The following is a 20,753-nucleotide window of genomic DNA, read 5'->3' on the forward strand; positions in this document are numbered from 1 at the left end:
AGGTTTAAAGGCTTTGCAGCAAAAAGAGCAAGGTCAGAACTTGTGAACCTCGTCATAGGGGATCTTGAAGACCTTGTCGTCGAAGCGCACGCCGGTCTGCACATTGTAGATCATCACCGAGGTTTCCTTGTTCTGGAGGTCGGTGATCGTCCATTGGCGCAACTGGTAGGTCTTCGGATCGAACATCATGGTAATCGTGCTGTCGCCAAATACCGTCTTGTTGCCGAGGACGATGGTGGTGAGGTCGGACTCCTCGCGCACGCCGCGCACCATATTGTTCGACAGGTCGATCCGGTCGGACAGAAGCAGGCTGAGCGGCGTCTTGGAGAGGGGATACAGATCCCATGTCTTCAGCTTGAGATTGCCGATCACCACATTGTCGCCATCGGCGATGACGCGGATCGGCGAAGGATCCTCGAAATTGAAGCGCAGCCGGCCGGGACGTTCGATGAAGAACTTGCCGCCGGTCTGTTCGCCGCGCGGACCGAACTGGACGAATTCGCCCATCATCGTCTTCACCGAGGAAAAATGGTCGGCGATCTTCTGCGCCGCGGCGCCCGCCACGCCCTGCGCCATGGCCGGCATTCCCACCGCGCCGGCGGCAAGCGCGCCAAGGCCGATCAATACCCGGCGACGACCGACCGTAAGGGAGCGTGATAGCATTTGGTCGTTCATGTAACTATCTCCTTTGGGCGTCCTATGCCCTTCAAAGGCGGCGTCTTCGTGGCCGGACATCGGCAAGATCATCGCTCCAGAATGTCCGTTTCGGTTGGCACCAGGATCTCGCGTTTTCCGGCATGGTTGGCCGGACTGATCAGGCCTTCCTGCTCCATCCGCTCGATCAGGGAGGCGGCTCGGTTATAGCCTATGCCCAGCCTGCGCTGGATATAGGAAGTGGATGCCTTGCCATCGCGCAGCACGATGGCAACGGCTTGATCATAGGGGTCGTCGGAATCGGAGAGATTGGCCGTACCCTGGGGACCCGCGCCATCCTCGTCATCCTCGTCATCGGCGGTGATGGCGTCGAGATATTGCGGCGCGCCCTGCGACTTGAGGTAGGAGACGATATCCTCCACCTCCCGGTCGGACACGAAGGGACCGTGGACGCGCTGGATGCGGCCGCCGCCGGCCATATACAGCATGTCGCCCATGCCGAGCAGCTGCTCGGCGCCCTGTTCGCCCAAAATCGTGCGGCTATCGATCTTCGAGGTGACCTGGAAGGAAATCCGGGTCGGAAAATTCGCCTTGATCGTACCGGTTATGACATCCACCGAGGGGCGCTGCGTCGCCATGATGACGTGGATGCCGGCGGCACGCGCCATCTGCGCCAGGCGCTGAACCGCGCCTTCGATATCCTTGCCGGCCACCATCATCAGATCGGCCATCTCGTCGATGATCACAACGATGTAGGGCATCGGCTGCAGATCGAATTCCTCGGTCTCGTAGACCGCCTCGCCGGTCTGCCGGTCGAAGCCCGTCTGCACGGTCCGCGTCAGCACCTCGCCCTTGGCAAGCGCCTGCTCGACCCGGCTATTGAACCCGTCAATATTGCGAACGCCGATCTTCGACATCTTCTTGTAGCGTTCCTCCATCTCGCGCACGGTCCATTTCAGCGCCACGACCGCTTTTTTCGGATCGGTGACGACCGGTGACAGGAGATGGGGAATGCCGTCATAGACCGAAAGTTCCAGCATCTTCGGATCGATCATGATCAAGCGGCATTGCTCCGGCGAGAGGCGGTAGAGCAGCGACAGGATCATCGTGTTGATGGCCACCGATTTACCGGATCCGGTGGTGCCGGCAACGAGAAGATGCGGCATCTTGGCCAGGTCGGCAATGACTGCCTCGCCGCCGATGGTCTTGCCAAGCGCCATTGCCAGCTTGGTCTTGGTGCCCTCGAAATCGCGGCTGGCGATCAGTTCGCGCAGGAAGACCGTCTCGCGCGTCTGGTTCGGCAGTTCGATACCGATGGCATTGCGGCCGGGAACGACGGCGACGCGCGCCGCAATCGCGCTCATGGAGCGGGCAATATCATCGGCAAGCCCGATCACGCGGGACGACTTGATGCCGGGTGCCGGCTCCAGCTCATAGAGCGTGACGACCGGACCGGGCCGGACATGGATAATTTCGCCGCGCACGCCGAAATCTTCCAGCACACCTTCCAGCATCCGGGCATTCTGTTCCAGCGCATCGGCCGACAGTGTGGCATCGCGGGCCACATGCCGTGGCTCGGCAAGAAGATGCACCGAAGGAAGTTCGAAGCCCTCGCTTTCGATGAAGGAGCTCTGCGCCTCGCGCGCCACACGGGCACCCGGCTTGGGCGAAGGCGCCGGGGCGGCAATGCGGGCGCTGCGCGGGCCGCGGGGCGAGGCATCGAAGGGCGGCTCGTCATCCGAGAGAAGGCCGCTCGGCAAAGGCGCGCGGGCGGGCGCAACCTCCAAGGCGTCGTCCTCCTGGTCGTCGAGGCTGAGCGGCGGCGGCGACAGCCTGCGACGCGCGGCCATCAGGTCCGACATGGGGCTTTCGAGCGAGGGCTCCAGCCGCGATCCGGGCCGCTGCTTGGCGCGGGTCGGCTCGTTCAGCGTGCCGAATTCGTCCTCGTTGAAATCATAGGGTTCGTCGTGATCGTCGCGGCCCGTGCTTTTCGGCTTCAGGCGCAGCAGGCGGCGCATGCGGGCCTGGGTTATGTACCAGTAATGGGCCATGGCCCCGAGCGCCAGGAGTCCGGCAAAGCCACCCTCCTCGTCGTCCTCTTCTTCCTCCACCGGCTGCGCGCGCTTGGCCTTGTTCTGGTTCGGAACGGGCGTCTCGTCCTCATCGTCGACCTCCTCGTCCAGCTCCTCATTGCTGAGCAGCCCGGCGGCAAAGAGAAGGAAGCCCAAAGCGGGCACGGCAAAGACCGTGCCGATCAGCACGGCGGCGAAGCCGGTCGGATAGCTGCCGATGAAGAGGCCGGGAAAGCGCAGGATCATATCGCCGATCACGCCGCCGATTCCATTGGGGATCGGCCAGGTCAGGGGGGCGGGAATGCAGCCGAGCGTTGCAGAGGCCAGAACGGATCCGAGCAGCCAGGTGGACAGGCGCGCCGGAAGACGGCTCACGCGCCGGCCGACGATCAATGCCAGCGACCAGGCGAGAACCGGGAGAAGGGTCGGAATGCTGGCAAGGCCGAAGAACTGCATCATCAGATCGGCAAAGGCCGCGCCGGGCGCGCCGAGGAGATTGGTCGGTTCGTTGTTCGTCGCGTAGGAGAAGCTCGGATCCTGGACATTCCAGGTCGCCAGCGCTGCGACAGCCAGAGCGAGAGCGAGAAACAAGGCAAAGCCCGAGATCGCCATCATCTGCCGGATGGCGAACGCCATCAATGCATGGCGGGTGGAGTGCTGCGCCATCGCTGCCGAAGTGCTTCTACCCATTCTGTTTCAGCCCGACCCTGTTCGTTGATCCTGAGGATGCAGGCAAAAGGCGGAATGCCGGCACCAATAGGCTCGAAACCTAACGAAACGAAGTTAACGCGCCATTAACCACGCCGCATTCCTTCGCTGAAGAGCGGAAAGCGCTTGACCTTCAACGCGAAATGGCCCGGCAGGAGCCGGGCCATTTCGCATGTCATCGAGGGGTTTACCGTTACGGACGGATCCGGGCAGCGGCAGCCGCTCGGATCGCGATCGTCTTAAGAGTGGTAGGCGGCTTCGCCATGCGAGGCCAGATCGAGACCTTCGCGCTCGGCTTCGACCGGAACGCGCAGGCCGACGATCAGGTCCACCACCTTGTAGAGCACGGCCGAACCGATGCCCGTCCACAGGATGGTGACGACGACGGCCTGGATCTGCACCATGATCTGGCTGCCCATCGTGACGCCATCGGCATAGCCGATGCCGCCGAGCGACGAGGAGGCGAAGATGCCGGTGCCAATGGCGCCGAACATGCCGCCAATGCCGTGCACGCCGAAGACGTCGGCCGTATCGTCATAGCCGAACTTGTTCTTTACGACGGAGACGAAGAAGTAGCACAGCGGCGAGACCAGCAGGCCGAGCACGATGGCGCCCATCGGACCGGCAATGCCGGCTGCCGGGGTCACGGCGACGAGGCCGGCAATCATGCCCGAAGCCGCGCCCAGCATGGAGGACTTGCCGCGCGTGAAGGCTTCGACAACGCACCACGACAGGGTTGCCGCGGCCGTGGCGACGAAGGTGTTGACGGTTGCCAGCATGGCACCGCCGGAGGCTTCCAGGTTGGAGCCGGCATTGAAGCCGAACCAGCCGAACCACAGCATGGCGGCGCCGACATAAGTGAGCGTCATCGAGTGCGGCGCCATCATGTCCTTGCCGAAGCCGGTCCGCTTGCCGACCATCAGGGCACCGATCAGGCCCGCCACGCCGGCATTGATGTGAACGACGGTTCCGCCCGCGAAATCAAGTGCGCCGAGGCCGAAGAGATAGCCATTGGCATCCCAGACCATGTGGGCGACCGGGAAATAGACGATGGTGACCCACAGGATGCAGAACAGGACTGCTGCCGAGAACTTGATGCGCTCGGCAAAGGCGCCGAGGATCAGGGCAGGTGTCAGCGCTGCAAATGTCATCTGGAACAGCATGAAGATGTATTCCGGAATGACGACGCCTTCCGAGAAGGTGGCGGCGGTCGATTCGATGGTCACGCCGGAGAGGAACATCTTGGCGGTGCCGCCGAAGAAGGGGTTGGTCGAGCCACCGAAGGCAAAGGAATAGCCATAGAGAACCCAGATGATCATGACGGCGCAGGCAATGACCGTGCACTGCATCAGGACGGACAGCATGTTCTTGGCGCGAACAAGGCCGCCATAGAACAGGCCGAGGCCGGGAACGGCCATGAACAGCACCAGCAGGGTGGCGAGGAACATGAAGGCCGTATCTGCTTTATCGGGAACAGGTGCCGCAGCAGCAGCAGCGGCAGCGGCCGGCGCTGCTTCCTGGGCAAATGCGATGGCAGGCGCCAGAAGGGCTGCCGATCCGGCGGCCAGACGTCCAGCCATGGACGTGAGTTTGGAAAATGACATGCGAGAACTCCCCTGATGAGCCGTGCTTAGAGCGCTTCGGTATTGATTTCGCCGGTACGGATGCGCACGGCCTGCTCGATCGAATAGACAAAGATCTTGCCGTCGCCGATCTGGCCCGTCTTGGCCGCCGACGCGATGGCATCCACGGCCTTCTCGACCATGTCGGACGCAACAGCGATCTCGATCTTCAGTTTAGGCAGGAAGCTGACGGCATATTCGGTGCCGCGATAGATTTCGGTATGCCCCTTCTGACGCCCGTATCCCTTGACTTCCGTGACGGTCAGCCCCTGGATGCCGACAGTCGTGAGGGCTTCGCGCACCTCGTCGAGCTTGAATGGCTTGATTATGGCCATTACGATTTTCATCTGGTTTCCCATCCTTTGTTGCCTCGGCGCGGAGCCGGTTCTCCTGGCCGCTGACTGATCGGTGAGCAGCGACTGAACCTCTACATTCAAGGGCCGTGCCAGATTCTCGCCACAAATTAAGTGATTGAATTGTAAACGCTTTCCGCATCTTAATGCAGAACAACGCAAATGGGCGCCAAATAGGCGCCCATTTATTGTGCATTTTTTGGCGATTGATGAATTATTCGCCTTTTGCCCGTTTGCGAATCAATCCCTCCTGGGCGACCGAGGCAACAAGCGCGCCGGAGCGGGTGTAGAGCGAGCCGCGAGTCATGCCGCGGGCGCCGGATGCGCTGGGGCTGTCCTGCTTGTAGAGAAGCCAGTCATCCAGCGCGCAGGGTCGATGGAACCACATGGCGTGATCAATGCTGGCCGCCTGGACGCGCGGATCGAAAATGGTACGCCCATGCGGATAGAGCGAGGTATCGAGAAGCGTCATGTCGGAAAGATAGGCCAGCACGGCGGCCTGATAATGCCGGTCGGCCGGCACCTCCCCGGTGGTCCGCACCCAGATATGCTGCTCCGGCTTCAGCTTCTCGTCGGAGAGATAATGGACAAGACTGATCGGCCGCATTTCGACCGGCCGCTTCTGGCCCCAATAGCGTTTCACCATGTCCGGCGCATGCGCCAGGAACATCTCCTGGAACTGCCCCTCCGACATCAACTCCTCCGGCTGCTTCACCTCCGGAAGGGCGCTTTGATGATCATATCCCTCTTCCTCGACCTGGAAGGAGGCAGACATGGCAAAGATCGCCCGCCCGTGCTGGACGGCGGTGACCCGGCGCGTGGTAAAGCTCGTGCCATCGCGCAGCCGCTCCACCTGATAGATGATCGGCACGGACGGATCGCCCGGCAGCAGGAAATAGCCGTGCAGGGAATGAACGTTGCGGTCCTCGGCAGCGGTGCGCTGGGCGGCCATCAGCGCCTGGGCAATCACCTGCCCGCCGAACACGCGCTGCCAGCCGATCTGCGGGCTGGTGCCGCGAAACAGGTTTTCCTCCAACCGCTCCAGATCGAGCGTCTGGATCAACTGCACCATGGGGGAAGCCTGATCCGACTGCGGCATTTTAAACAAACTCCAATGGTAGGAAGCGCCTATACGATGCTCTATATGTGCACGAAACCATTCTCAAGTATGGCGGGAGAGAAGCAATGCTGGATATGTTGATCGTCGGCGGCGGCTATGTCGGCCTTTCGGTTGCCGTCGCAGTCAAACAGGCAGCGCCTCACCTGCGGATCGAGGTCATCGAAGCCGCGCCCGAGCATGTCTGGCAGAAGGACGAGCGCGCCTCGGCCATCATTGCCGCCGCAACCCGCATGCTGGACGTGATGGGCGTGTGGCGCGAGATTGCCGAGGAGGCTCAGCCCATCACCCGCATGATCGTCACCGATTCCCGCACCTCCGACCCCGTGCGGCCGGTCTTTCTGACATTCGAAGGCGATGTCGAGGAGGGCACGCCCTTCGCCCACATGGTTCCCAATCTTGCCATGGTGCGCGCACTGCGCGGCGCCTGCGAAAGGCTGGGCATTGCCATCCGCCACGGCGCATCGGCAACCGGGTTTTCCGCCGGACCCTCGGCAGCAAGCCTGACGCTCTCGAATGGCGAAACGGTGGAAAGCCGGCTGGTGGTGGCCTGCGATGGCGTTCGCTCGAAACTGCGCGACATGGCCGGTATCAAGACGGTGCGGTGGGATTATGACCAATCCGGCATTGTCACGACCGTTGAACACGAGCGTCCGCATGAGGGATGTGCGGAAGAACATTTCCTCCCCTCCGGCCCCTTTGCCATTCTGCCGCTGAAAGGCAATCGGTCCTCGCTCGTCTGGACCGAGCGCACCGACGATGCCGACCGGCTGGTGGCCTCCGACGATCTGATCTTCGAGGAAGAATTGCAGCGCCGCTTCGGCCACAAGCTCGGCGCCCTGACGGTCACCGGCTCGCGCAAGGCCTTCCCCCTGGGCCTCACGCTTTCACGTGCTTTCGTGGCGCCGCGGCTTGCTTTGGCGGGCGATGCGGCTCACGGGATCCATCCGATTTCCGGCCAGGGACTGAATCTCGGCTTCAAGGATGTGGCCGCGCTTGCGGAAACCATCGTCGAGGCCGACCGGCTTGGGCTGGACATCGGCGCGCTCAACATTCTGGAGCGCTATCAGTCCTGGCGCCGGTTCGACACTTTCCGCATGGGCGTGACCACGGATGTGCTCAATCGGCTGTTCTCCAACGACATCACGCCGATCCGCATTGCTCGCGACATTGGTCTCGGCGTGGTGGAACGTCTGCCAAAGCTGAAATCCTTCTTCATCGGCGAGGCGGCGGGCACCAAGGTCAAGGACGCACCGCGCCTGCTGCAGGGACAGGCGATCTAACGCCTGCTCCATCACCTGGTGGATCAGTCCTCGATGCGGCGGGCTTCCGATTCCAGCATGATCGGAATGCCGTCGCGGATGGGATAGGCCAGCCGGGCGCTTTCGGAGATCAGCTCATTGGTTTCCCGGTTGAGGACCAGGCGGCCCTTGCCGATCGGGCAGACCAGGAGGTCCAGCAGCTTCGGATCGACTTTCGAGAGTTTGGCGTCCATCAAACCTCCTATTGCAGGCTACGCCTCCCGTTGCAGGATATGCGTCCGATGTGAGAGATACACGCCCTATTGAAGGATTGTGTCGGAATCGCCGAAGCCGCGCGCCAGGACGAATTCGGTGATGGCGATAAGGGTCTCGGCGCGCGTCTTCAAATCCGGCGCCTCGAGAAGCGCCTGCTTCTCCGCCGGTCCAAAGGGTGACATCATCGATAGCGAATTGACCAGCGTCCGATTGCCGGCGCGCTCCACCGCCTCCCAATCAGCTTCCAGCTTGTTGGCCTCCAGATAGGCGCGGAAGACGCGCAGCAGTTCCTGCCGATCCACCACCGTCTCATCCTCCTCCTGCGACAGATCCGACAGGAAAGGCATGAACCGGACGCGACGATAGGGTCGGCTTTCCTCCAGTTCCTCCATGATTCGGAAGCGGCAGACGCCGGTGAGGGAGGAGATGTAACGTCCATCGCCGGTTTCCGCGAAGGAGGTGATGCGCCCGATGCAACCGACGGCACTGAGCGCCGGGCGGCTGCTTTCGCCGGTCTCCGTCAGGGCCGGCTGGATCATGCCGATCAGCCGGTCGCTGGAAAGGGCCGCGTCGAACATGGCAAGATAGCGCGGCTCGAAGATGTTGAGCGGCAGCTGCCCGTTCGGCAGGAGCAGGGCTCCCGTCAGGGGAAACACCGGAATATCCTCCGGCAGGTCTTCCCGCTTCAGATAACGCGCATTGCCGACATGCATGGGTCTCTCCCCTCGCCACACCATCAAGCAACCCCTTCCGCAACAATGATCCGATCGGTCATCTCTGCAGAAGGCGGCTCGATTCTTATGTGGGGTCGCGCCTCTATTTCACAAGACGAGCCAGCGGGCCGCCGGCTAATTTACGAGAAGAGGATCGAAGACAGACGGCGCCGCGCGGAAATCGTGGCCGGATCCTTCGGCCCCCATGCCTCGAAGAACTGCAAGAGCTGGCGCCGGGCGCCATCATCGTCGAAGCTGCGATCTTCTTTCATGATCAGCAGCAGATGCTCGGCAGCCTCGTCGCGACGCCCTTCGACATTCAGGATCTTGGCGAGCTTCATGCGCGCATCATGGTGATCCGGATGAAGGGCGAGCTCGTGCTCCAGCGCCACCGGATCGCCGAGCTTGCGCGCCTCTTCGATCTGCTGGATCTTCAGCGCGACGGCCTGCACGGCGGGCTGCGCCGCCAATTCCTCGGGCAAAGACTCCAGCATCTGCTTGGCACGCGCCATTTCGCCGAGCGCCAGAAGGCAGTCCATCATTCCCGCCGCAGCCTTCGGATTTTCCGGATCGGCCTGCAGCACGGCGCCGAACAGCTGAGCGGCGCTTTGCGTGTCGCCTCCATCCAAGAGCGTCTGGGCCTCTTCCAGCGCCGCTTCGATCTCGGCTGCCTGATCGGCACCGGCGGGACCGGCCAATTTATCGATGAACTGGCGGATCTGGCTTTCCGGAACCGCGCCCATGAAACCATCCACCGGACGACCGTTGACGAAAGCGATGACCGCAGGGATGGACTGGATGCCGAGCTGACCTGGAATGGCCGGATGATCGTCAATATTCAGCTTGACCAGCTTGACCCGGCCATTGCCTTCATTGACCACCTTTTCCAGTGCCGGCGCCAGCTGCTTGCAGGGGCCGCACCAGGGTGCCCAGAAATCCACGAGAACAGGCTGGTGCTGCGACTCCTCCAGCACATCCTTTGCGAAAGCGGCCGTCGTCGTATCCTTGACGTAGGTTCCGGCCGGTCCGGTCGCCGCTGGCGCCGCAGAACCGAAGTTCATGGTTCCGCTCATCTGGCTGCCGTAGCCGCCGCCATAAGGATTGTTCGTACCGCTCATTGACGTCTCCCGAGACACTCCGTCTCTTCACTCTGTCATTGCTTGGAAAGATCGTATGTCAGTCCGTGACTTTCAAGACAAGCGGCTCATGGCCGGTCGCCTTGAGAAAGTGCAAGAGATCATCACGGCCGATCGATGTCGTCTGATCATTGGTGAGAGGATGACCGTTGATGATCTCGTGGCGCATCAGGTCTTCGTCGAGAATGAAGGTGACCTGACCTTCCGTATCGTTGATGGCGCCGAACACGGTGACGCAACCCGGAACCACGCCCAGATAGTCCAGCAGCTTCTCCGGGCTGCCGAATGACACCCGGCCGGAGGCGCCGATCAGGCCGTGGACCTTCTTCAGATCCACCACCGCCCGCTCCTCGACCGTCAGGACGAAATAGCGATTCTTCTTGTCCTTCACGAACAGGTTCTTGGTGTGGCCTCCGGGAATTTCGTCGCGAAGGCTCTCCGATTCGGAGACGGTGAAGACCGGCGCGTGATGCGATGTCTTGTGCGCAATGCTGAGCCCGTCGAGAAAACGGAAGAGATCATCTGCGGTTTTGGCTGGCGAAGCGAGAGGTTCGGTCATGGGAAAGGCTTGTTCTTTCGAAAGGGGTGCCTCCGGCGGATGCGGAGGCAGAAGCAGGCGGCAAGTATAGGAAAGAGCCGCCCGCGGCTGCAAGCCGTCTCCCCGGCACAGCGAACAAAACGCGCAGGACAGCCGGGCCATTGACCGCCTCAGCCAGAGCCGCCGGAGAGGCCTCGATATTTTACATCGTACAAACAAAGGCTTACTGGAAAAAATCCGGAAATTGAAAAATCATGTCATTTCCCTGTTGCATTCAAAAATGAGTTGGGCCATATAGCCCCCGTCGCCGCAACGATGGCGACCCACGGTTCAGCGAACTACCCCGGACCGGTGGACAGATGAGCGGGTGTAGCTCAGGGGTAGAGCACAACCTTGCCAAGGTTGGGGTCGAGCGTTCGAATCGCTTCACCCGCTCCATTCTTTCTTCAAGCGTGACGATGCCGATTGGACCCTTTCATGGAAGGGTCGGCGCAATTGTCGCAGCTGTCCCAGCACCACCTTTCCCTTCCTGTCATATCCTTGGATGATCTGAGCTGTTGTAGGCCTTATGCTGCGTTTTTGGCGCGGCCATGCCCTTTCAGCACGAACGCCCTTCCCGCCGATTCGCTGGCAACGCGCTGCCGAAATTGCGTGGCAAGGCGTTGCCGCGATTCGCGGGCCATGGGCTCGACGCGGGCCATGCCGCCGCCGCTTATCGCGAATGGTCCGGCATCGGGCCAACATAGCGCGATTGCGGCCGGATCAGCCGTCCGGTCTGTTCCTGCTCCAGCACGTGAGCGGTCCAGCCGGCCATGCGTCCGGCGGCGAAGACATTGGTAAAGCTCTCGCGCGGAAACCCGACGGCTTCCAGCACCAGTGCCGTATAGAATTCCACATTGGTTTGCAGCGGTCGCAGCGGCTTCTTTTCCTTCAGCAGCGCCAGCGCCGCCTGCTCGACCTGGCCTGCAAAGGCGATGCGACCGGAACCGTCCTGCAGACCGGCGAGCGCCGCCTTCAAGACATCGGCCCTCGGGTCGCGAACCCTGTAAATTCGATGGCCGAAGCCCATCAGCCTTTCGCCGCGGGCAAGGCAATCCTGGAGCCAGCCATCGATCCGGTCCGCCGTCCCGATCGCGTCGAGCATGTCCAGCACGGGGCCGGGCGCACCGCCGTGCAGAGGCCCCTTCAGCGCGCAAAGTGCACCGACCACCGATGACAAGAGCCCGGCTTTGGTGGAGGCGATCACGCGGGCGGTAAAGGTTGAGGCGTTGAGGCCGTGATCGGAGACGGTGACGAGATAGGTGTCGAGCGCCCGTACCTTGTCGCGCGTCGGCATCTCATTGCGCAGCATGTACAGGAAGTCTTCCGCCTGGCCCCGCTGCGGGTCGGGTGGCACGCAGGCAAGTCCCTGGGACTGGCGAATGATGCCGGCGGAGAACACCGGCACTGCAGCGGCGGCGAGGATGCAATGCGGCGTGCGTGCCTGGTCCGGCAGCGACGAAAGCAGCAGGCGCAGAGCCTCTACGGATGTGAGATCGCGAAGCAAGGGAAGCATTGGCTCCAGCAGTTCAAACGCCGTGACACGGGCTCTGCCGAGCGCCTCGCCAATGTCCCCGGCGGTCATCGGCTCAGCCAGGAAATCCGTCCACAACAGGGCGAGGACATCCTCGAAGCGCCAGTCCGCGATGGCGCTCAGCGGGTAGCCCGCGATCACCAGCTGTCCCGCCTGTCCATCCACATGGCTGAGCCGGGTTTCGGCGGCGATCACGTCATCGAGGCCGGGGCCGGCCGATTGTGCTGCAAGCACGGGCGCGCGGGGTGCAGTCGTGGTCATGTTCTGTCTCCTCAGTCATCGGTAAGGCTTGAGGATGTTGCGCTGCAATCATATGGTCAATCTTGATTCAACCAATCAATGTGTTTGCCATGAGCCGGAACGATAGATTCATCACCGCCGAGAGTGCCGCAGAAATGCTCGGAGTCAGCCGGGCGACCCTCTACGCCTATGTCAGCCGGCATCTTCTCCGCACCACTGGCGCAGAGGACGATCCCAGGCGGCGGCTCTATAGTCTTCGCGACATAGAGCAGATGAAGAAGCGCAAGAGCACCGGCAGGCGTCCCGGGCGGATTGCCGCCGGCACGCTCGACTGGGGACTGCCTGTCCTGTCCTCGGCCATCACGCTGATCGAGGATGGCCGGCTGTTCTACCGTGGGCAGGACGTCCAGACGCTTGCACGCTCAGCCAGCCTTGAGGAGATTGCCCGCCTGCTCTGGGATTGCGGCGAAAGCGATCCCTTTCTGGATGAGAAGGCGATCCCGGAAGGCTGGCCTGCCGATCTGTTGGAGATTTCCGCCACTTTGCCATTGACCGAGCGGTGCCAGGCCTTGCTGCCCTTCATGGCAAAGGCTCGCGCCACGGCCTGGAAGCGCGAGGCCCGGCGCCTCTGGCCCGGCGCAGCGGCTCTTGTCCGCACCATGGCCGCCGCCTCGATCGGTCGACAGCCCGATCAAAGGCCGGTCCATCAGTATCTGGCGGATCATTGGCGTCTTGACGAAGCGGGCGCCGACCTCGTCCGGCGGGCGCTTGTCGTGCAGGCAGACCATGAACTGAATTCCTCGGCCTTTGCGGTCCGCGTGGCCGCCTCCACCGGAGCGTCTCTCGGCGCATGCCTGAATGCCGGACTATCCGCTTTGAGCGGTCCGCGGCACGGGGGGATGACCAGTCTTGTGGAGCGGCTTTTCGACGAGGTTGAGCAGGGCGGCAACGCCGCGGAGGTGGTGGAAGATCGGCTGCGGCGGGGCGAGAGCATTCCCGGCTTCGAGCATCCGCTGTATCCGCAGGGCGATCCGCGTGCTGCGGCAATCCTGCCCCACCTGCCGGAGTGCCCGCATCGCCAGAACCTGCTGCTTGCAATGGAAGAGGGCGCCGGCCAGTTGCCGACCTGCGATGTCGCGCTGGTGGCGCTGCGCCGCAGCCTGCATCTGCCCCGCGGTTCGGCCCTTGCTCTGTTCGCTGCAGCCCGAAGCGTGGGCTGGATTGCCCATGCGCTCGAGCAGAACCAGGATGAGCGGCTGATCCGCCCGCGCGCGGATTATACCGGAGCAAAGCCGCAGTAAGCGTCCGGCCGACCGGGATTGGATTTTTTTGAGGTTCGGCGGGAATAATCGCCACGCAGGCTGCGTATATGGGGGTATGAGCGAAAAGAAGCATCCTTTCGATGTCCTGAACCAGCTGGCCGCACTCCGCCGCTATGCCCGTTCGCTTGTGCGCAATGCCGATGATGCGGAAGATCTGGTCCATGATGCCCTGGTAAAGGCCTTTGAGCGCAAGACGAGTTTTCGCTCGGGCGGCAATCTGCGCACCTGGCTCTTCTCCATCCTGCACAATACCCATATCGACCGGCTGCGCCGATCAAAGGCATCGACAGCCAGACACCAGGCGGCGGCCGAGCTCGGCGAGACCACGCATGTCGCCGATCCGGATCAGTCCATCCGCCTCAAGCAGTTGCGCCAGGCTTTCTTCGCCCTGCCCGACGAGCAGCGGGATGCGCTCCATCTCGTGGCCATTGAAGGCCTGACCTATCAGCAGGCGGCCGATGCGCTCGCTATTCCCGTCGGTACGCTGATGTCGCGGATTTCACGTGCGCGCCAGCGGCTGCGTGAGTTCGAAAACGGCGATGCGGCTGCGACCGCCGCCGGCAATCACCTGAAACTTATCGAAGGAGGACGCGATGACACCCGTTGATCCGATCCAGACTTCCGATCTCGAAGCCTATATCGACGACCAGCTGGACGCCGCGCGCCGAATCGAGGTCGAGGCCCATCTGTCGGAACATCCGGAGATCGCCGCGCGGGTAATGGCCGATCTCGCCATCAAGGGGGAGCTTCGCCTGGCGTTGGCCGGCAACCGGCATCCGGGCCGCGCCGAAACGCGCGAGGCGGCCCGGCGGCTGCAATCGGCCCTGTCGCGCAACCACCATTTCGGCCGCCTGCAGCGCCTGGCGGCCACCGTGGCTCTGATTGCCGGCGGCTGGGCGCTCAGCACCCAGTTCGGTCCCTTGACCGTCTCGCCGGTTGAAGCCTCCACCCCGGCCCCCTCTTTCGTGGAGGAGGCGATCCGGGCGCATGGCACCTCGCTGCTGCGGGAGACCATGCCCTCGCAGGCCGGCTCGGCGCATTATGATGCCGGCGAGATCCGCTCCGCGACCGCTATCGTGATGCCGCAGATCCCGAAGGGCTGGGCGGTATCCGATGTGCAGATCTTCCCCTCGGCCTTCGGTCCGAGCGTCGAGATGTCGGTGACCGACGAAAGCCAGGTGAAGCTTTCGCTGTTTGCCGTCCGCCCCGGCTTCTTTGCCGTCCAGCCGGTGACGCTGGCGCGCGATGGAGCCGTCGATGCGTCCTACTGGCAGATCGGCGAAGTCGCCTATGCCCTTGTTTCGGAACGACAGGACGCCTCCCGCCTCAAGACGGAGGCGGAGCAGCTTGCCCGTTCCCTCTACTGACGACCAACCACAGGAGAACATCATGAACCCGCGCTTCGGCTATAATTCAGCCGTCCAGTCCCAGGCCGCCTTCGACGAGGGACTGCGCCAGCACATGCTGCGCGTCTACAATTATATGGGGCTTGGCCTGCTCATCACCGGCATCGTCGCCTTCATCGTCGGCACGACCCCTGCCCTTTACGTGCCGATTTTCTCCAGCCCGCTGAAATGGGTTGTGATGCTGGCGCCGCTGGCCTTCGTCTTCTTCTTCTCGTTCAAGATCCAGACGATGTCTTCCTCCACCGCGCAGCTGACCTTCTGGGCCTTCTGCGCCGTCATGGGCCTGTCGCTCGCTTCGGTTTTCCTTGTCTTCACCGGCGCCAGCATTGCTCGGACCTTCTTCATCGCCGCCACCATGTTCGGCGCCACGAGCCTTTACGGCTATGTCACCAAGCGTGACCTCGCCAAGTTCGGCTCCTTCCTGATCATGGGCCTGATCGGCGTCGTCATCGCCTCCGTGGTCAACATCTTCCTCGGTTCCAGCGCCCTGCAGTTTGCCATCTCCATCATCGGCATCATCGTCTTCATCGGCCTGACGGCTTGGGACACGCAGAACATCAAGGAACAATATGCTGAAAATGTCGATCAGGAGAGCCAGCAGAAGCTTGCCGTCTTCGGCGCGCTCTCACTGTACCTGAACTTCGTCAACATCTTCCAGCTTCTGTTGAGCCTCACCGGCGAGCGCGACGAGTAACCGCTCCCGCCCTTTTCAAGGAGGAACCCACACATGGACGACAACGACCGCCAGGCGATCGAGGGTCTGTTCGGCAAGCTCTCTCACGTCGAGAGCCAATCGGGGCCGCGCGATGCGGAAGCGGATGCCTTTATCCGCGATCGCGTCGCACGCCAGCCGGGCGCACCCTATTTCATGGCGCAGACGATCGTTGTGCAGGAACAGGCACTCGATCAGGCACAGCGGCGGATCGAGGAATTGGAGAGCCAGCTGGCCGCACGGCCGGCCTCCGGCGGCGGCTTCTTCTCGAGCCTGTTCGGCAACAGTGCGCCGCCGGCGCGCCAGGCACCGCGCCCGGGCATGTCACCCATGCCACCCATGGGAGGACTGCCGGGACAGCCGCAGGCAGCGCCGCGCAATCCCTGGGGTCCACAACCAGGCCCGCAAGCAGGCCAGCCAATGGGCCAGGGGTTTGGCCAGGGCTATGGCCAGCCCGCCCGGGGCGGCGGTTTCCTGGCCGGCGCCGCGCAGACGGCCATGGGTGTCGCTGGCGGCGTCCTGCTGGGCAATGCCATTGCCGGCATGCTCTCCGGTGACGAAGCCCAGGCGGCCGAGAACCCCGCCGCCGATGCCGGGCCTGAGGAAGAGGCACCCGTAGAGGATGTCGGCTTCGAAGACGACATGCAGTTCTAGGATCAAGAGTGGAATTCGGTCTTTCGTAAGCCCGGAGCGCCAAAGAAAGACTCTCTAGCGTCAGCAACCGCCTGCCGTCCGACGGGCAGATCTTAAAGAAGGCTCCCGGCCATGCAAAGCCGGGAGCCTTTTTGCTGCCGCCTGTTACGAAACGGCCATGTTCATGTGGCACTTGCAATCCGCCCAGCACGACCAGCTTCATCGGCAAGACCCTTTTCCCTCAAGGCCGGATCGCCCATGGTTTTTTCTCCGCACCCGCTTGTGCCCGCACCGGCTTCTTACCCACACGCGCAGATGCTGCGGTTTTCGGCAGTCCTGCGGGAATTGGCGGACGATCCGTCGCGCGACGTCATCCAGGTCGCCGATCTTCTGGATGCCATGCGGGATCGTGCATTCGGCGCCCTAATCTTCGTCTTTGCCGTGCCGAACGCCTTGCCGACGCCGCCCGGCACCTCCTCCGTTCTGGCGATCCCGCTGCTCTTCCAGGCCGCGCAGATGGCGCTGGGCCAGGCACCATGGCTGCCGAGGATGATCGCCGTCCGCGCCATGCCGCGCAATCGCTTCGCTGCAATCGTCGACACAGTCACTCCGTGGATCTTGCGTGCCGAGCGGCTGCTGCGGCCGCGTTTCCCGGCCCTGTCCGGCCGTCTGGCGGAGCGGCTGATCGGCGGCTTCTGCCTCATCCTGGCGCTGGTGCTGGTGATGCCCATCCCGCTCGGCAACATGCTGCCGGCGGTTGCGCTATGTGTGCTGGCCTTCGGCATACTGGAAAAGGACGGCATATGGATCGGCCTCGGCCTTGCGACGGGCCTCACCGCGCTGGCTTTGGTCGCCGGCGTCGTCTACGCCATCGTCAAGAGCGCCGTATTCCTGCTGGGAACCCTGTTTCTGTCCTGATCAGAGCGAAAAACCCTGCAGGCGCTCCCTCAATCGAGCAATGCCCTCCACATCAGCATTGGCGAAGGCAAAGCGCAGATAGAGCTCCTGCCGCGGGCCGAAATAGCCGCCCGGAATGCATGAAATCCCTGCCTGGCTGGCCAGCTCTCGCGCAATCTCGGCAGAGGTTCGATCGTGATACGGGTGCCGCACGAAGGCGAAATACGCTCCCACCGATGCAAGCTGCCAGTCGGGCAGATCGGCAAGCGTGGCTTGAAGACAGTCTGCCCGTCGCAGGATTTCGAGGCGGTTCTCCTCCCGCCACGGCGCGAGCCGGGGCAAGGCATCCGCCACGGCCGCCTGGGCGGCGCGCGGTGCGCAGATCTGCAGATTGTCCATGATCTTGGTGACCTGCGCGATGACCGCCGGCCCTGCCGTGATCGCCCCCAGCCGGTGACCCGGTATGCAGAAACTCTTGGAGAAACTGTAGAGCGAGATGACGAAGTCCTGCCACCCGTTGCGGCAGAAGAGGCCATGCGGAGCACGATCCGCCACGGGCAGAAAATCGCGATAGGTCTCGTCCAGGATAAGCCAGATGCCGCGGCTGCGGCACAGATCGGCGATCGCCGCCAGATGGTCCGGCGGATAGACGGCGCCCGTCGGATTGTTCGGTGAGACAAGTGCCAGCGCCTTCACATCCGGCAGCAAGGCCTCATCGATCGCCTCCACCCGTGGCAGGAAGCCGTCGCTCGCCTCGCAGGCGACGAAGCGGCTGCGAATGCCGAGCATGCCCAGCGTGGTCTCGTGGTTGAAATAATAGGGCTCGGTCATCAGCACCGCATCGCCGGCTCCGGCCACGGCCATGGCCGCACAGACAAAGGCCTGGTTGCATCCAGCTGTCATATGAATGTTGGCGGGGCCAAGCGACGCATCATAGAGCTTGCCGACATGATCGGCATAGGCCTGCCGCAGCACGGCCTCCCCCTCGATCGGACCGTAACCGGCATAAGCCGCCGATCCTGCCTTTTCGCTGAGGAGCTCCAGCATATGCGGATGAGCCGGATAGCCCGGCACGGCCTGGGACAGGTCGACGAGCGGCCCCCGGCTTCCATCATAGCTGCGCGCCCAGGCCTGGACCGCGGGCACCGGCGGCGGGGAGATGCTTTGGATGAGCGGATTGAAGTCGAACATGCTGGCTCCGGTCTGCCGGACCTGGATGAGGCATCCGGTCCGGCAAGGGAGTGAAATACAAGATCAGCTCTTGGAGAAGACGTAATCCGTCTCCTGACGCAGAACCTCGCCAGGGCGAAGAACGGCGCTTGGGAAACCCTCGTGATTGATGGCATCGGGCCAGATCTGCGTTTCCAGGCAGAGGCCGGCATAGGGTCCGTACAGCTTCCCGAACAGGCCGGGCACTGTCGGCTTCAGCTTGAATCCGCAATAAAGCTGCACGCCGGGTTCCGTCGTGCGGACCTCCATGGCGACACCGGAATTGACGCTGCGGACGAGAGCCACAGAGCGCTTCTCCACCCGCGTGTCGGACAGGCAGTAATTATGGTCGAAATCGACCTGCGCGCCATTGGCCTCGCTGCGGCGCACAGGCCCGAGCTGTCGAAGATCCATCGGCGTGCCGGCCACTGGGAGCTGTCTTCCGGTCGGCACCTGGTTCTCGTCAAGCTCCAGATAGTGATCGGCGGCAATCATGATGTCGTGGCCAAGAATATCGTCGCGCCCATCCAGGTTGAAATAGGTGTGCTGGCAGATATTGGCGAGCGTCGGCTGGTCGGTCACGCTCTCGTAGACGACATTGAGCGTGCCGTCATCCTTCAGCTCATAGGTCGCTGTGACGGTGCAATTGCCCGGATAGCCGGCGCGACCATCAGGATCAGTCACCTGCAGCATGACCTTGTTCTGCGAATGGGCGATGATGGCCCAGTTGGTCCTGCCGAGACCATCACGGCCGCCGTGCAGATGAGTATTGCCGTTCTGGTTGAGGTCGAGCTGATAGGCTTGTCCGTCGAGGGTGAACTGCCCTTTGCCGATGCGGTTGGCAACGCGGCCGGGCGTCGCGCCGAAATAGGACGAGTAAGCCGGATAATCCTCGAAACGGTCGAAGCCGAGCACCAGCGGCGCGTCATGGCCATCCAGTCGCAGATCCTGAATGACGGCGCCCCAGCTCATCACATGCGCCGTCAGCCCGCCGCCCGAAATCTTCACCCGGTAAACTGTCTCGCCCTGCGGCGTGGTGCCGAAGATCTCGCCCTGCGTCGTCATGATCCATGTCCTGTCGCTTGATGTCATCGCGGCGCAAACTGGCCGATTTCGATGGCTTAATCAATCGCCATCTCGGGCTCAGCGCGCAAGCGTCTGCATGGCCTGGTCCAGACCCTGCAGCGTCAGCGGGAACATGCGCTGCTCCAGCAAATGGCGCAGCAGAATAACGGACTGGGTGAAATCCCATTGCGACGGCGCCACCGGATTGATCCAGGCCACGCGACGAAAATGGCCGGTCACGCGCTGCATCCACAAGGCGCCCGGTTCCTTGTTCCAATGTTCCACAGAGCCCCCGGAATGGGTGATCTCATAGGGGCTCATGGTTGCATCGCCGACGAAGATCACCCGGTAATCGGGGCCATAGCTGCGCAGGAGATCGGCAACCAGAAGCCGTTCGGCCCGTCGCCGATTGTCGCGCCACACGCTCTCGTAAAGGCAGTTGTGGAAGTAGAAATGCTCCAGATGCCGAAACTCGGCGCGCGCCGCCGAAAACAGCTCCTCCACGATCATGACATGGTCGTCCATTGAGCCGCCGACATCGAAGAACATCAGAAGCTTCACCGAATTGCGCCGTTCCGGCCGCGTCTGCACGCTCAGATAACCGTGCTCGGCAGTCGAGCGGATGGTGCCGTCCAGATCCAGCTCGTCGGCCGCGCCCTGCCGCACCCAGCGGCGCAGGCGCTTCAGCGCCACCTTGATATTGCGCGTGCCGATCTCCCGGCTGTCGTCGAAATCGCGGAAGTCGCGGCTGTCCCAGACCTTCACGGCCTTCCGGTGACGGGAGCTGTCCTGGCCGATCCGCACGCCTTCGGGATTATAGCCATAGCCGCCGAACGGAGAGGTTCCGGCCGTGCCGATCCATTTCGACCCGCCCTGATGCCGGCCCTGCTGCTCCTCCAGCCTCTTCTTCAGGGTCTCCATCAGCTTCTCGAAGCCGCCGAGGCTTTCCACCAGCGCCTTCTCTTCCGGCGTCAGGTGTTTTTCGGCCAATTTTCGCAGCCATGCCTCCGGCACGTGCCCGACATCCATGCCGGCTGAATCGGCAAGCGCCGAAAGCCCGCGAAACTGTGCCGCAAAGACCTGATCGAACCGGTCGATATGCCGCTCATCCTTCACCAGGGCGGCACGCGCCAGGAAATAGAAGGCTTCGATGTCGAAATCGGCCAGGCCCGCTTCCATTCCCGCCAGGAGGTCCAGATATTCCCGCAGCGTGACGGGAACCTTGGCCTCCTTCAATCGCAGGAAAAACGGGATGAACACGGGCGG

At 62.7% G+C, this 20,753-nt stretch carries 20 protein-coding genes and 1 tRNA gene; 8 read left to right on the forward strand and 13 right to left on the reverse strand.

The window, feature by feature from the left end; all coding sequences use genetic code 11:
• Positions 1-33: 33 nt before the first annotated feature.
• The 5 genes from QTJ18_RS20505 to tesB all read right to left on the reverse strand — a co-directional run bounded on the left by QTJ18_RS20505 (position 34) and on the right by tesB (position 6,508).
• On the reverse strand, positions 34-675 hold the full coding sequence (locus QTJ18_RS20505) for an outer membrane lipoprotein carrier protein LolA (protein ID WP_252754275.1): 642 nt from the start codon (positions 673-675) through the stop codon (positions 34-36).
• Positions 676-743: 68 nt separating this feature from the next.
• Positions 744-3,416, reverse strand: coding sequence for an FtsK/SpoIIIE family DNA translocase (locus QTJ18_RS20510; protein WP_252754274.1), 2,673 nt, complete (start codon positions 3,414-3,416; stop codon positions 744-746).
• Positions 3,417-3,673: 257 nt separating this feature from the next.
• Complete coding sequence (locus tag QTJ18_RS20515) at positions 3,674-5,038, reverse strand: ammonium transporter (protein ID WP_252754273.1); 1,365 nt, start codon at positions 5,036-5,038, stop codon at positions 3,674-3,676.
• 26 nt (positions 5,039-5,064) lie between these two features.
• Positions 5,065-5,415 carry a P-II family nitrogen regulator gene (locus QTJ18_RS20520; RefSeq protein ID WP_289852154.1) on the reverse strand — a complete coding sequence of 117 codons (351 nt, stop codon included), beginning with the start codon at positions 5,413-5,415 and terminating at the stop codon, positions 5,065-5,067.
• Between the two features lie 208 nt (positions 5,416-5,623).
• On the reverse strand, positions 5,624-6,508 hold the full coding sequence (tesB, locus tag QTJ18_RS20525) for an acyl-CoA thioesterase II (protein WP_252754271.1): 885 nt from the start codon (positions 6,506-6,508) through the stop codon (positions 5,624-5,626).
• A gap of 86 nt (positions 6,509-6,594) precedes the next feature.
• Here tesB and QTJ18_RS20530 point away from each other — a divergent pair, with 86 nt between their 5' ends.
• Positions 6,595-7,809, forward strand: coding sequence for a ubiquinone biosynthesis hydroxylase (locus QTJ18_RS20530; RefSeq protein WP_252754270.1), 1,215 nt, complete (start codon positions 6,595-6,597; stop codon positions 7,807-7,809).
• Between the two features lie 23 nt (positions 7,810-7,832).
• Here the strand turns inward: QTJ18_RS20530 and QTJ18_RS20535 are convergent, their stop codons facing one another.
• The 4 genes from QTJ18_RS20535 to QTJ18_RS20550 all read right to left on the reverse strand — a co-directional run bounded on the left by QTJ18_RS20535 (position 7,833) and on the right by QTJ18_RS20550 (position 10,451).
• Positions 7,833-8,021, reverse strand: a complete 189-nt coding sequence (locus QTJ18_RS20535) for a Trm112 family protein (RefSeq protein ID WP_252754269.1) — start codon at positions 8,019-8,021, stop codon at positions 7,833-7,835.
• 66 nt (positions 8,022-8,087) lie between these two features.
• Complete coding sequence (locus tag QTJ18_RS20540) at positions 8,088-8,756, reverse strand: LON peptidase substrate-binding domain-containing protein (RefSeq protein ID WP_252754268.1); 669 nt, start codon at positions 8,754-8,756, stop codon at positions 8,088-8,090.
• 140 nt (positions 8,757-8,896) lie between these two features.
• Positions 8,897-9,874: a thioredoxin gene (gene trxA, locus QTJ18_RS20545; RefSeq protein WP_252754267.1), complete on the reverse strand. Its 978-nt coding sequence runs from the start codon at positions 9,872-9,874 to the stop codon at positions 8,897-8,899.
• A 58-nt stretch (positions 9,875-9,932) separates the two neighbouring features.
• Positions 9,933-10,451 carry a prolyl-tRNA synthetase associated domain-containing protein gene (locus tag QTJ18_RS20550; protein ID WP_252754266.1) on the reverse strand — a complete coding sequence of 173 codons (519 nt, stop codon included), beginning with the start codon at positions 10,449-10,451 and terminating at the stop codon, positions 9,933-9,935.
• Between the two features lie 342 nt (positions 10,452-10,793).
• Between QTJ18_RS20550 and QTJ18_RS20555 the strand changes: the two genes are divergently transcribed.
• Positions 10,794-10,868, forward strand: a tRNA-Gly gene (locus QTJ18_RS20555).
• A 274-nt stretch (positions 10,869-11,142) separates the two neighbouring features.
• On the opposite strand, the gene QTJ18_RS20560 is transcribed toward QTJ18_RS20555, so the two are convergent.
• On the reverse strand, positions 11,143-12,264 hold the full coding sequence (locus QTJ18_RS20560) for a citrate synthase/methylcitrate synthase (protein ID WP_252754265.1): 1,122 nt from the start codon (positions 12,262-12,264) through the stop codon (positions 11,143-11,145).
• An 89-nt stretch (positions 12,265-12,353) separates the two neighbouring features.
• On the opposite strand from QTJ18_RS20560, the gene QTJ18_RS20565 reads away from it, so the two are divergent.
• The 6 genes from QTJ18_RS20565 (at position 12,354) to QTJ18_RS20590 (ending at position 17,234) form a co-directional block, all read left to right on the forward strand.
• Complete coding sequence (locus QTJ18_RS20565) at positions 12,354-13,544, forward strand: citrate synthase family protein (protein ID WP_252754264.1); 1,191 nt, start codon at positions 12,354-12,356, stop codon at positions 13,542-13,544.
• Between the two features lie 76 nt (positions 13,545-13,620).
• Positions 13,621-14,172: a sigma-70 family RNA polymerase sigma factor gene (locus QTJ18_RS20570; protein ID WP_252754263.1), complete on the forward strand. Its 552-nt coding sequence runs from the start codon at positions 13,621-13,623 to the stop codon at positions 14,170-14,172.
• Positions 14,159-14,932: an anti-sigma factor family protein gene (locus tag QTJ18_RS20575; RefSeq protein WP_252754262.1), complete on the forward strand. Its 774-nt coding sequence runs from the start codon at positions 14,159-14,161 to the stop codon at positions 14,930-14,932. The genes QTJ18_RS20570 and QTJ18_RS20575 overlap by 14 nt, the downstream gene beginning before the upstream one ends.
• Before the next feature lie 22 nt (positions 14,933-14,954).
• A complete protein-coding gene (locus QTJ18_RS20580) occupies positions 14,955-15,665 on the forward strand; it encodes a Bax inhibitor-1/YccA family protein (RefSeq protein WP_252754261.1) in 711 nt (236 codons plus the stop codon).
• 33 nt (positions 15,666-15,698) lie between these two features.
• A complete protein-coding gene (locus tag QTJ18_RS20585) occupies positions 15,699-16,337 on the forward strand; it encodes a DUF2076 domain-containing protein (protein WP_252754260.1) in 639 nt (212 codons plus the stop codon).
• Between the two features lie 237 nt (positions 16,338-16,574).
• Positions 16,575-17,234: an exopolysaccharide biosynthesis protein gene (locus QTJ18_RS20590; RefSeq protein ID WP_252754259.1), complete on the forward strand. Its 660-nt coding sequence runs from the start codon at positions 16,575-16,577 to the stop codon at positions 17,232-17,234.
• Here QTJ18_RS20590 and QTJ18_RS20595 read toward each other — a convergent pair whose 3' ends face one another.
• The 3 genes from QTJ18_RS20595 to QTJ18_RS20605 form a co-directional block, all read right to left on the reverse strand.
• A complete protein-coding gene (locus QTJ18_RS20595) occupies positions 17,235-18,404 on the reverse strand; it encodes an aminotransferase (protein WP_252754258.1) in 1,170 nt (389 codons plus the stop codon).
• A gap of 63 nt (positions 18,405-18,467) precedes the next feature.
• Positions 18,468-19,487, reverse strand: coding sequence for an aldose epimerase family protein (locus QTJ18_RS20600; protein ID WP_252754257.1), 1,020 nt, complete (start codon positions 19,485-19,487; stop codon positions 18,468-18,470).
• Between the two features lie 78 nt (positions 19,488-19,565).
• On the reverse strand, positions 19,566-20,747 hold the full coding sequence (locus tag QTJ18_RS20605) for a vWA domain-containing protein (RefSeq protein ID WP_252754256.1): 1,182 nt from the start codon (positions 20,745-20,747) through the stop codon (positions 19,566-19,568).
• Positions 20,748-20,753: the final 6 nt, after the last annotated feature.

Source organism: Rhizobium sp. SSA_523, from assembly GCF_030435705.1.
Taxonomy (GTDB): Bacteria; Pseudomonadota; Alphaproteobacteria; order Rhizobiales; family Rhizobiaceae; genus Neorhizobium.